Below are 12,221 nucleotides of genomic sequence, written 5' to 3' on the forward strand. Positions count from 1 at the left end.
AAGGATATCATCAACGCTTCCGTCATTATAGGTCAGCAATTCGTCAGCTATATATAATACGAACTTACTGCTGATTATGGATTCAGCTAGAAGGAGCGGCCTAGGGCCGCTCCTTTTGTATGAGAACATTTTTGCATTTTGTAATGTCTAAAAGAGCGGGATATACAGTCATTTTTTACGATTTTAGGAGTGATATTATAAGAAGTTTAGTCCAAATTGATAATATCAGCATCTGTTTTTCATTTTTCGGGGAACATAATCGTATCAAAACGCTGACTTGTGTTTTTTCCTAACGTTCATGTATAATGATTATCAAGTGACTGGGTGCGGTATATTTTTCATAACAAAGAGTGTTCGTTGGTGCGACGGCCAACTGAATATATAGGAGGTTTAAGATTACATTGTCGAAGAAGACCAATACAGATAAATTGTCAATTTTTGCTTTGGGCGGCGTAGGTGAAATCGGAAAAAACATGTACGTCGTTCAGTACGGTAACGATATCGTAGTAATTGATGCCGGATTAAAGTTTCCTGAAGAGGATATGCTCGGGATTGATATCGTCATACCTGATATTTCATACTTGACTGAGAATCGTGACAAAGTTAGAGGAATTATCATTACGCACGGACATGAAGACCATATAGGTGGCTTGCCGTATGTATTACGTCATTTAAACGTTCCGGTTTACGGTACACGTTTGACGCTCGGTTTGATCGAAAGCAAGCTGCGTGAAGCGAATTTGCTTGGTGACACAAAGCGTATCTTGATAACTGCGGATTCAGAAGTGCCGCTTGGAACGATTACAGCGAGCTTCTTTAAGACGAATCACTCGATTCCAGATTCAGTCGGCGTATGTTTGGACACACCTGAAGGTGCGGTCGTACATACGGGAGACTTTAAGTTTGACCATACGCCTGTGAATGCGCAGTATGCAGATCTTAACCGAATGGCTGAGATTGGTAAACGCGGGGTGTTAGCATTACTGTCTGACAGTACGAATGCAGAGCGTCCAGGCTTTACACCATCTGAGAGCAGCGTAGGCGTAAAGCTCGAAGAGATTTTTAGAAAGTCTCAGCAGCGAGTAGTAGTAGCGACGTTTGCTTCCAATATTCATCGCGTACAGCAAGTTATTGAAGCTGCGCATGCTACTAATCGCAAGTTAACCGTAGTAGGTAGAAGCATGGTGAACGTCGTCACTATCGCTTCGGAACTCGGATACCTTAACATTCCGGACGGGATGTTGATCGAGCCGGAAGAAGTAAACAAGATGGCTGCTGATCGTGTTGTTATATTATCAACTGGCAGTCAAGGCGAACCGATGTCAGCATTGACTCGTATGGCTCGCTCGACACACCGCAAAGTTGATATTTTGCCAGGCGATACCGTCGTAATCGCTGCTACACCTATCCCAGGTAACGAGAAGTATGTTGGACGAACTGTTGATGAATTGTACCGCTTAGGGGCTAACGTCATCTATGGCGGATCTTCCACAGGTGTTCATGTATCAGGACATGGCAGTCAAGAAGAGCTAAAGCTTATGTTGAATCTGATGCAGCCGAAGTACTTCATTCCGATTCACGGTGAATATCGGATGCTGCGCCATCACGCACAACTGGCTGAAGCTGTCGGTATAGAGCGTGAGAACATATTTATTACAGATATCGGTGACACGGTAGAGATTCAGAATGGCGTTGCACGCCGCGGATCCAAAGTTCCATCCGGATATGTACTCATTGACGGACTTGGTGTAGGTGATGTGGGTAACATCGTGTTACGCGACCGTAAGCTGTTGTCGCAAGATGGCATCTTGGTCGTCGTGGTCACTTTGAGCAAGCAGGATGGCACGATTTTGTCAGGGCCTGACATCATTTCTCGCGGATTCGTTTATGTACGCGAATCGGAAGGGCTGCTTGATGAGGCGAACCGTATCGTTACATCTACGCTTCAACGCTTAATGAGTGAGAACGTTAACGAATGGGCGTCCTTAAAGACTCATGTTAAGGATGCACTCGGTCGGTTCTTATACGAGCAGACTCGACGTCGTCCAATGATTCTGCCGATTATTATGGAAGTTTAATGTTATTAATACCAGTAGTGTGACCTTTGGTCGCACTCAAGTCACTGCATGTCAACAGCTCTTGGTGATATCCCTTTACCGCAGGGATATTTCCAAGAGCTTTTTTGGTTTCCGCATAAGTCTATACCGGATAGCGCAACCTAGAACAGCATCGGTATAGAATGGAGGGAACGATGTGTCACAATACGAAATAGAGATAGATAACGGAACACCCCAACTGCAAATGAATAAGGTGCCTCATGCAAATGGGTTTACCAGTGATCAGCCTCCCCAGGTGCCTGCGATGCCACAAGAGCCGATGGCTGATAAAGCGCCACCCACCGTACAGAACATACAACAGCTAGGGACTGCATCTATACCTAGTCCTGGGGAATCCAATATTTATTGTCTTAATATTATTGGGCAGGTGGAGGGGCATATTATTTTGCCGCCACAAAATAAAACAACAAAATACGAACATATTATTCCCCAATTAGTTGCGGCGGAACAGAACTCAAAGATTGAGGGTGTTCTAGTTATTCTGAATACAGTTGGCGGGGATGTGGAAGCGGGTTTGGCGATTGCGGAGATGATATCCTCTTTGTCTAAGCCTACGGTTACTTTGGTATTGGGCGGAGGACATAGTATTGGTGTACCTATTGCGGTAGCCTCCAACATCTCGATTATTGCAGAAACAGCAACGATGACAATCCATCCGATTCGACTTACTGGATTAGTTATCGGTGTGCCGCAGACGTTTGAATATTTGGATAAAATGCAGGAGCGGGTCGTCAGGTTCGTAGTAAGCCATTCAAACATTACAGACGTAGCGTTTAAAGAGCTAATGTTTAAGACAGGTGAGTTGACAAGAGATATAGGGACAACTGTCATTGGTACAGACGCTGTGCGTGCCGGTCTTATAGATGAGATTGGTGGTATCCAGACTGCGTTGCAGCATCTAAATCGCCTTATTGAAGTGAAGCGGGCAACAGGCACTACAGATAGCATCGTAAATAAAAAAGGTTTTGTCGAAAATGGAAACATACAACAAAATTCCCCAGAGGGTCAGCAGCCTTCAACAACGTTGTATACAGAGCAGGAGCAGTCATCGATACCGTCCCAATCAAATGCTTCTGGACGAGGAAATCAGATATGACGATGTATACAATAATGCCGCTTGAAGTGGTGACACAAGGTATGGACAGTCATAAACCTGTATTTGAAGAAATGAACTGGCAGGGCAGAATGCTTCTGGTAGAACGGATTTCTATGCATGAGGTCAAAATAGAACGTTTGCTGCAAGGGGTGACGGTGAACGATTACTTAGCAGCAGCTTTGCAACCTGGAAATATTATTCGCTTGTCATAGTCTAAGCTAAACATAAACGACACCTTGTGCAGTCAGACCACAAAAAATGTCGGCGACTGACAATAGCATAACAAGAACCGTACACAGCGCGTACGGTTCTTTGTGCGGAATGCTGTAATGACAGCGCTAACGGCACATAGGAAGAACGGCTGTTCTATGATATAATGTCCGTTGGAGGTGGCAACATTTGGCCCGAAGAAAACGCAAGAAGCAGTCGTTTAGCAAAAATTTGAAATATGAAATATACGGCATTTTGCTTATTACAAGCTCAATTCTCGCCTTGTCTGGCGTAGGACCGTTTGGACGTGTGTTGTCCATGCTGTTTGGTTTTATACTCGGAAAATTTTATTTTTTCATACCTTTAACTTTGATCTATTCAGGACTTAGTGTAATGATCAGGCGTAATTGGCAATTAAGCTGGAATCCTCGCGTCTCAGGCATCGTATGTATTCTTGTTGCGCTTACTTTAATTAGCACAAGTGCGGCGGTTAATGAGGTCATCGTGCGTCACGCGCCAGTTATGCAAGTGGAGCTTAGTGCTGGCAAAATATTTAGCGAAGTGAACAAAGATATGCTTGCTGAGCTATGGACACCTGTTCATACAGGCACAGTTAGTGATATGCTGCACAAAAATATTAGTGGTGGATACATAGGGCTGTTGGCGTATTGCTTCCTGTATGCGTTGTTTGGCTCACTTGGTACGAAGTTAGTTACAATTGTACTATTATTTATAGGATTTATGCTGTCAACTCAGTTATCGTATGTGGAATTGGTTCGACTCATCCGCACACAGATCAAGAAGATTTATTCGGCCTTTATGAAAAAACGTAAGGCGCGTCTGAATGAACGTCGATTGGAAGAAGGGGCGCGACCTGCCAGAAAGTCCGACAAAGAACCGATTCCTGATTTTTCTGAGGATGATGACGAATATGGCCCTCCTAACAAAAGGTATAAGACACCTGTCTTTTTCCAATTGTTTAATATGAAACGACCGTTAAAGCCTGGTCAAGATATGGAAGATGCCGATGATGATTGGGAGGTGCCGGAAACGTTCGCTAAACCGAGCAGAAGGTCGAGACGCGACGATAGTCAAGATGCCGACTGGCATGAATTCCAAGAAGAGCAGGTCACTGCCGCAAATGGATCAAATTCAGCGACAGCCAATGTCCATGCTGAACGAGCAACATCGTTGGCTGCTGATGGGCTTCATCTGACCTCAATTCCATCTGATGAGCAGCGTGAAGGGCCTGTGTTTCATGATTTTACGGCTGAAGCACAACAATCTTCGTGGGTTCAGCAGCATCATATGACAGCTAGCCAGGATGACATTGATGACGATTGGTCAGCACTACCGGTCATATCACCCCACAGTGTACAAGACCGTGACGATATTCCAGTTGTGATGGAAGAGGCCATAGCAGATATGGGGTTAGACCCTGACAATGCCCTATCGTTGGCGCAGCAAGCGCTAGCAGGCACTGATTTAACACTTGGCGCAGAGGGAACAGATCAAGTGGAGGCTATCCCTGTTGAGCCGCCCAAGCCGCCTGTGAAGCCGTATAAACTGCCAAGCTTTCAATTGTTGTCCAAACCGCAGGGCAGTGGCAAAGGCGGTGACCAGGCTGACTTTATGCAAACGGCACGGAAACTTGAAGCTACGCTGGAGAGTTTCGGGGTACGCGCAAAGGTGCTGCAAGTTGTTCGTGGTCCAGCAGTTACACGTTATGAGATTCAACCTGACATTGGAGTGAAGGTGAGTCGTATCGTTAGTTTGACTGACGATATTGCACTGGCGCTTGCTGCCAAAGACATTCGGATGGAGGCCCCGATACCAGGAAAGTCAGCAATTGGTATAGAAGTGCCTAACAACGACGTGTCAATCGTGACGATGCGAGAAGTGATGGAAACGCCAACTTTTATTGATGCAGCTTCCAAGATTACGATTTCACTTGGCAGAGATATTGCAGGCACACCGATCATTGGCAATTTGGCAAGAATGCCCCATTTGCTCGTTGCAGGCGCAACAGGTTCAGGCAAGTCTGTCTGTATTAACGGGATTATAACTAGCATTTTGTATAAGGCCAAGCCAGATGAAGTGAAATTTCTAATGGTGGACCCGAAAATGGTCGAGCTTAATGTATATAACGGTATTCCGCATTTGCTGGCACCAGTTGTAACAGATCCTAAGCGAGCTTCACTTGCATTGAAGAAGATTGTGGTGGAGATGGAGAAACGATATGAGCTGTTCTCTAAGTCGGGCACACGTAATATAGAAGGATATAATAAGCATGTTGAAGCAGATAAGGATAAAGTGCTGCCTTATATTGTTGTTATTGTGGATGAATTGGCTGATCTTATGATGGTAGCAGCGAACGATGTCGAGGATGCGATTTGCCGATTGGCGCAGATGGCACGTGCGGCAGGCATCCATCTTATTATTGCAACGCAGCGACCATCTGTGGATGTAATAACAGGTGTTATTAAAGCGAATATCCCATCCCGGATTGCTTTTGGCGTATCGTCGCAGGTCGATTCGCGTACGATATTGGATATGGCTGGGGCAGAGAAACTGTTAGGTCGCGGAGACATGCTTTATTTGCCGATGGGCTCTTCCAAGCCTATTCGTGTGCAGGGAGCATTTTTGTCCGATGAGGAAGTAGAAGCTGTCGTATCCTATTGCAGCGATCAAGCTGCTGCTAATTACGAGGAAGGACTTGTACCTGAAGTCGACGAGAATGGGATGACTGCTGACGAACCAGTCGATGATTTGTATGAACAAGCGGTTCAAATCGTCCTTGAGGGGCAACAAGCTTCAGCCTCGTTGTTGCAGCGCAGATTAAGAGTCGGATATAACCGGGCGAGCCGACTCATCGAATTTATGCAAATGCAAGGCATTATCGGTCCACCTGACGGCAGTCGTCCACGGGAAGTGCTTGTAACATTGGAGCAATACCAGCAGGCGAAGATATCCTCTTAAGGCTTTCATGTATAGAACGATTACCATTTTCTCATAATAATGTTGCCAATCCTGTCAATACATCAAGAGAGAGGTAGACATTAGATATGAGAAAACGGATGATTTGGATTACAGCTTGTATCGTGCTCGTTCTGTTTGGTGCATATCAGTTGAAGCATGTATCCGATACGGTTGCTACGTTCAGCGGCGCCACGTTGAAATACGGCTCTAAAGGCCAAGATGTGAATGAGCTTCAAGGACGTCTCAAATTTCTTGGTTATTACTATGGAAAAATAGATGGCGTATATGGGACGGCTACTCAGAAGTCAGTTAAATGGTTCCAATCGGAGTTTGGTATTAAAGCCGATGGAGTCGTTGGCGCAAAGACAAAAGACAAGCTCGTCAAGGCCACAAAAAACTGGAAGCCGTCCTCCTCCTCATCAGGAGGAAATAAACCGCCAAGCTCAAAACCATCGGATTCCAACGTTAGCAACTCAAACAACATGGGATATTCGGAAAATGACCTGAAGTTGATGGCAAACGCAGTATATGGCGAAGCGAGGGGCGAGCCCTATGAAGGGCAAGTAGCTGTAGCAGCAGTTATATTGAATCGTGTGAAATCGCCAAGTTTCCCCAATTCGGTCTCAGGTGTCATTTTTCAACCGGGAGCCTTTACAGCCGTAGCCGATGGTCAGATATGGCTTACGCCTAATGAAAAAGCGCGCCAAGCGGTTCAGGATGCAATTAACGGTTGGGACCCGTCTGGCGGTTGTTTGTATTACTTTAATCCCGTCACCGCGACTTCCAAGTGGATTTGGTCGAGACCTCAAGTAAAAACAATAGGCAAGCACATATTCTGTATGTAATGTGTGCGCAGAAAGCGGGAGAAGCGATGGCAGCACCATCTGCTTCTTCGTTTTGTATTCAAGACTGCTCGTAACGTATATGTAGGCTAACAGAGATAGCCATACAATATAGCCGCATATATATCGAATATAAATAATGATTAACCGTAGTTTGCTTGCTGCGGGAAAAGGAGAGCCTGCTATGATGACAAATCGGACGCCTGCTTTTGAGAGAGGTACTGTTAGTGGCATACGATTGCATGTAATGCCTACAACACGATTTAAGACGTTTGCAATTGCTGTATATATTGGAATTCCACTGCAAGAAGAGACTGTAACACCTGTCGCGCTGACACCATTTGTATTACGACGTGGAACTTCGGAGCTTCCTGAAACCATTCAATTTAGAGAACGTCTTGATGAGTTGTACGGTGCTGGTTTTGGTTTTGATGTATATAAACGTGGTGATTACCATATCGTCCAATTTCGTATGGACATTATAAACGATGCATTTGTGCAAACGAAAGACTCTCTGTTAAAGCGAGGCTTTCAATTTCTCGGAGACGTCATTACATCACCAGCATTGGAGAACGGTATTTTTCGTTCAAAATACGTTCAAGAAGAAAAAGAGACGGTAAGAAAACGTCTCGAAGCGATCGTGAATGACAAAATACGCTATGCGCAGGAACGGTGCTTGGAAGAAATGTGCAAGGATGAGCCGTACCGACTTCATCCCCTCGGCAATCGGGCTGACCTTCCTCCTTTGGAAGCCGAACAAGTGCATGAGCGATATAAATGGTGGCTTGAGCAAGCGTGTATCGATGTATACGTTATAGGTGACACCAACTTAAATGAGATTACACAATGTGTAAGTGATCATTTTCATGTCAATCGTCAAGAGGAAGCACCAAAGTATGCAAGAACAGTGCCTGTGCCTCGTGTAGGTGAGGCGCAGCAAGTTGTTGAGCGGCTTGACGTCACACAAGGAAAATTAAACATGGGGCTGCGCTCGACAATTACGTACCATGACGATACGTACCCCGCTGCTTTGTTATATAACGGCGTACTGGGCGGTTATCCTCATTCAAAATTGTTTATTAATGTTCGTGAGAAACATAGTTTGGCCTATTACGCCTCTGCTCGATATGACGGTCACAAGGGCATTTGCGCCATCCAATCCGGTGTAGAATTTGATCTGATTGAGAAGGCAACTACTATAATTAAGCAGCAATTGGATGCGATGCAGCAGGGGCAGATTGAGGCGTTAGAACTGGATCAGACTAAGGCTATGCTCGCTAACCAGCTTCGTGAAATTGACGACTCGGCCTTTGAAATGATTGGCTTTGACTTTAACCGTGTACTGTCCGGTAAGGAACGTACGACCAGCAGCTTAATCGACCAGCTGCTTCACACGACAGCAGACCAAATTCAAACAGCGGCATCGACGTTCCACCTCGATACGATATATGTGCTGCGCAATCGAGAGGAGGTATAGCAATGGAACAACGACAGTTTAAACAGGTACAGGAGACGTTGTACTATGAAAGGATGGATAACGGTTTAGACGTATACATCTTACCTAAGCAAGGCTTTCAAAAGACGTACGCGACGTTCTCAACTCGCTATGGCTCGGTGGACAATCACTTTCAAGTGGAAGGGCAGGCGCCGATTCAGGTTCCAGACGGAATTGCACATTTTTTGGAGCACAAAATGTTCGAGGAGCCAGAGGGAGATATCTTTGCAACTTTTGCCCAACAAGGGGCCTCTGCGAATGCATTTACTACATTTGATCGCACTGTTTATTTGTTCTCGGCAACCAATCATATTGAGCAGAACTTAAGTACGCTGATTGATTTTGTGCAGCGTCCTTATTTTACAGACGAAAACGTCAACAAAGAAAAAGGGATAATTGCCCAGGAAATTAACATGTACCGCGACAATGCGGATTGGCGCGTATATTTCGGATTAATTGAAGCGATGTATCATCAATATCCCATTTATATCGACATTGCGGGAACGGTAGAATCTATTAATACGATAACAAAAGAAACGCTGTTTACTTGTTACCATACGTTCTACCACCCTACGAATATGATGTTATTTGTAGTAGGTGGTGTAGATCCTGAGGCGATGATGAAGCTGGTGCGTAATAATCAAGCAGCCAAACCATTTAAACCACAGGGAGAGATTAAGCGGATTTTTGAAAATGAACCCGAAACGGTACGTACACCTCGTTTTGTTACAAAGCTGCCGGTATCTAGTCCGAAATGTTTATTTGGCTGCAAAGAGCCACGTCCTGGCTTAACTGGAATAGAGCTGCTGCGCTTTGAGCTTGCAACACGTGTTATGATGGATTTAATGCTTGGCAGCAGCTCGCCCTTATCACAATCGTTGTATGAATCTGGATTAACATCCGATAATATCGGTCATGAATATAACTGTGAGACCGAATATGCATTTTCGATTATGGGTGGCGAGACAAAAGACCCTGACGAATTGGTGAAGCGGGTGCAAGCTGCGATTGAAGAAAAGAAGAAGGACTGCTTTCAGGAGGCAGAGTTTGAACGGATTCGAAACAAACGAATTGGAACCTACTTAAGAATGCTGAATTCCCCTGAATCTATTGCTAATGAGTTTACTAAATACAAGTTCCGTGAAACGGATTTGTTTGATATACTGTCGGTATACGAATCCTTACAGTTGGATGAAGTTAACGACAGGCTGCGCAGTCATTTCCAATGGGACCGCTTAGCGGTGTCGATCGTAGAGCAGCCTTAAGCATGGAATGTAACGATTTCAGGCGTACCTTCATTACCGAAGGTACGCTTTTTATTTTGTAGCATCTAACACATTCTTATATGGGGGAGAGGATGACGATGAAATTATTATCTGAAACGACGGTGCTTATAACAGGAGGCAGCCGCGGAATTGGGGCGGCTATAGCGGAGCGCTTTGCTACAGTAGGGATGCGGATTGTCATTCATTATTTAGAGGCGCATGAAGCGGCAAATGAAGTTGCGCGTCGTTGTATTACGCTAGGGAGCGAAGTGATGACGATTAGTGCCGACCTCCGTTCCAAAGAACAACTGCGCAGAATGAAGGAAAAGCTGGATGCTGAGGGCTTCATTCCGGATATTGTGGTCAACAATGCGGGTGTGTCCTACTATGGTTTATTTACAGACGTAACGGAGCAAGAGTGGGATGCATGCATGGCGATTAATTTAAAAGGCACGTTTATGTGCACGCAGCTATTTGTGCCCCACATGGTTCGTCAGCGGTACGGCAGAATTATTAACGTATCTTCAGTTTGGGGAATTACAGGTGCCTCTTGCGAGGTGATGTACTCCGCTGCAAAAGGGGGGATTAATGCCTTCACTAAAGCATTAGCAAAGGAATTAGCTCCATCAGGTGTTACGGTAAATGCGGTAGCACCCGGAGCAGTAGATACGGATATGATGAAACATTTGGATGAAGAAGAACGCATCTCCTTGCAAGCAGAGATTCCAGCAGGTAGATTAGCCAATCCCGATGAGATCGCATCTCTCATTTATTTTTTGGCACTGCCCGAATCGAGCTACATAACCGGTCAGATTATTAGCCCGAATGGGGGCTGGCAGGCTTAACACTTCAGTCGTTAACATTCGATGAGGTTACGAATAAGCAAGCTGTCTTTCGCACATATTACGACTGTAAGTTGCTGTGTCACATACAGGGGTAGTTACAATGCGCTTAAAGGAGGCTTACTTATGTCATCTGTATTAAAAAACTACGATTCATGGAAAAACTTTCTTGGAGACCGTGTCAAAACGGCCAAAACGTTAGGAATGAACGAAGAAACAATCGCTAAGCTGGCGTATGAAATCGGTTCTTTCCTAGACGAGAAAGTGGATCCACAGAACCTTCAGGAACGTGCTATTAAGGAACTGTGGGATGTAGGCAGCGATGATGATCGCAAAACGATCGCTCGTTTGATGGTAAAGCTGGCCGAAAAAAACGGGTAATTGTGAATTTTTGCGGAGAGGACTTGACAAAAGTCCTTATTCCGCTTCTTTTTTTCAAATGACACATGAATACATGCTCACTATCTGCTATAATGAATAGCGGCTCCAACTTCACCTATGGGTTTCAATTTGATAAGCGCTTTAATTTTTATTTTTAGGCTGATAGTGGAATTCAGATGGTATGTATTGTAGAATGGAATCGGACAATCGCAGATTGGGGTGTGTCATGGAATATAAACAGTGGTATATGGAATATAAAATACATAAGAACCGTCCTGGATTGTTGGGTGATATTGCTTCGCTGCTCGGGATGTTAGAGGTTAATATAATAACGATCAACGGCGTCGAGGGTAAGACTAGAGGGATGCTTCTTCAGACTGATGACGATGAGAAAATTAAAATAATGGGACAAATGTTAAAAAAGGTGGATAACATTACAGTATCTGCGCTAAGACAGCCCAAGTTAGTTGATATTCTTGCTGTTCGTCACGGTCGTTATATCGAACGAGATTCTGATGATCGCAAAACGTTTCGGTTTACACGGGACGAGCTAGGGCTGTTGGTTGACTTTTTAGGTGAAATTTTTAAGCGTGATGGTCATCAAGTAATCGGTTTGCGTGGGATGCCAAGAGTCGGCAAGACAGAGTCTATTATTGCCGGTAGTGTATGTGCAATGAAGCGGTGGACATTTGTGTCCTCAACGCTGCTTCGCCAGACTGTACGGAGTCAGATGTCTGAGGAAGAGATGAACCCGCATAACATATTTATCATTGATGGCATCGTGTCAACGATTCGTTCGAATGAGAAGCATGAAATGCTGCTTCAGGAAATAATGAGTATGCCTTCTACTAAAGTGATTGAACATCCAGACATTTTTGTGCGTGAGACCCATTATGATTATGATTTCTTTGATTATATTATCGAGCTGCGTAACGCGCCTGATGAGGAAATTACATACGAAACGTTTACCGTCAATTACAACGATTTATAATAG

Annotated in this window: 10 protein-coding genes; all 10 read left to right on the plus strand. The window is 44.7% G+C overall.

Annotated features, from left to right (window positions below):
• Positions 1-401: 401 nt before the first annotated feature.
• The 10 genes from H509_RS0111445 (at position 402) to H509_RS0111490 (ending at position 12,218) form a co-directional block, all read left to right on the plus strand.
• On the plus strand, positions 402-2,078 hold the full coding sequence (locus H509_RS0111445) for a ribonuclease J (protein ID WP_028545212.1): 1,677 nt from the start codon (positions 402-404) through the stop codon (positions 2,076-2,078).
• A gap of 283 nt (positions 2,079-2,361) precedes the next feature.
• The gene (locus H509_RS24980; RefSeq protein ID WP_157277705.1) at positions 2,362-3,213 is read left to right on the plus strand and encodes a ClpP family protease; all 852 of its coding nucleotides are present in this window, start codon (positions 2,362-2,364) and stop codon (positions 3,211-3,213) included.
• Positions 3,210-3,425 carry a YlzJ-like family protein gene (locus H509_RS0111455; RefSeq protein ID WP_028545213.1) on the plus strand — a complete coding sequence of 72 codons (216 nt, stop codon included), beginning with the start codon at positions 3,210-3,212 and terminating at the stop codon, positions 3,423-3,425. The genes H509_RS24980 and H509_RS0111455 overlap by 4 nt, the downstream gene beginning before the upstream one ends.
• 187 nt (positions 3,426-3,612) lie before the next feature.
• Positions 3,613-6,402, plus strand: coding sequence for an FtsK/SpoIIIE family DNA translocase (locus tag H509_RS0111460; protein ID WP_028545214.1), 2,790 nt, complete (start codon positions 3,613-3,615; stop codon positions 6,400-6,402).
• A gap of 86 nt (positions 6,403-6,488) precedes the next feature.
• Positions 6,489-7,247, plus strand: coding sequence for a spore cortex-lytic enzyme (sleB, locus tag H509_RS0111465; protein WP_028545215.1), 759 nt, complete (start codon positions 6,489-6,491; stop codon positions 7,245-7,247).
• A gap of 184 nt (positions 7,248-7,431) precedes the next feature.
• Positions 7,432-8,721, plus strand: coding sequence for an EF-P 5-aminopentanol modification-associated protein YfmF (yfmF, locus tag H509_RS0111470; protein WP_028545216.1), 1,290 nt, complete (start codon positions 7,432-7,434; stop codon positions 8,719-8,721).
• A 2-nt stretch (positions 8,722-8,723) separates the two neighbouring features.
• On the plus strand, positions 8,724-10,004 hold the full coding sequence (yfmH, locus tag H509_RS0111475) for an EF-P 5-aminopentanol modification-associated protein YfmH (RefSeq protein WP_028545217.1): 1,281 nt from the start codon (positions 8,724-8,726) through the stop codon (positions 10,002-10,004).
• Between the two features lie 98 nt (positions 10,005-10,102).
• Positions 10,103-10,849: an elongation factor P 5-aminopentanone reductase gene (ymfI, locus tag H509_RS0111480; protein ID WP_028545218.1), complete on the plus strand. Its 747-nt coding sequence runs from the start codon at positions 10,103-10,105 to the stop codon at positions 10,847-10,849.
• Between the two features lie 123 nt (positions 10,850-10,972).
• Positions 10,973-11,227: a DUF3243 domain-containing protein gene (locus H509_RS0111485; RefSeq protein WP_028545219.1), complete on the plus strand. Its 255-nt coding sequence runs from the start codon at positions 10,973-10,975 to the stop codon at positions 11,225-11,227.
• A 226-nt stretch (positions 11,228-11,453) separates the two neighbouring features.
• Entirely contained in the window at positions 11,454-12,218 is a 765-nt protein-coding gene (locus H509_RS0111490) for a DUF3388 domain-containing protein (protein ID WP_028545220.1), read from the plus strand.
• Positions 12,219-12,221 lie beyond the last annotated feature (3 nt).

Origin of the sequence: Paenibacillus taiwanensis DSM 18679, from assembly GCF_000425125.1 — a bacterium.
GTDB classification, from domain to species: domain Bacteria; phylum Bacillota; class Bacilli; order Paenibacillales; family Paenibacillaceae; genus Paenibacillus_B; species Paenibacillus_B taiwanensis.

Bases quoted from the DNA above. Each gene is read 5' to 3' on its own strand.
- H509_RS24980 (WP_157277705.1), top strand. From the start codon at position 2,362: ATGCCACAAGAGCCGATGGCTGATAAAGCGCCACCCACCGTACAGAAC.
- H509_RS0111455 (WP_028545213.1), top strand. From the start codon at position 3,210: ATGACGATGTATACAATAATGCCGCTTGAAGTGGTGACACAAGGTATG.
- sleB (WP_028545215.1), top strand. From the start codon at position 6,489: ATGAGAAAACGGATGATTTGGATTACAGCTTGTATCGTGCTCGTTCTG.
- yfmF (WP_028545216.1), top strand. From the start codon at position 7,432: ATGACAAATCGGACGCCTGCTTTTGAGAGAGGTACTGTTAGTGGCATA.
- yfmH (WP_028545217.1), top strand. From the start codon at position 8,724: ATGGAACAACGACAGTTTAAACAGGTACAGGAGACGTTGTACTATGAA.
- ymfI (WP_028545218.1), top strand. From the start codon at position 10,103: ATGAAATTATTATCTGAAACGACGGTGCTTATAACAGGAGGCAGCCGC.
- H509_RS0111485 (WP_028545219.1), top strand. From the start codon at position 10,973: ATGTCATCTGTATTAAAAAACTACGATTCATGGAAAAACTTTCTTGGA.
- H509_RS0111490 (WP_028545220.1), top strand. From the start codon at position 11,454: ATGGAATATAAACAGTGGTATATGGAATATAAAATACATAAGAACCGT.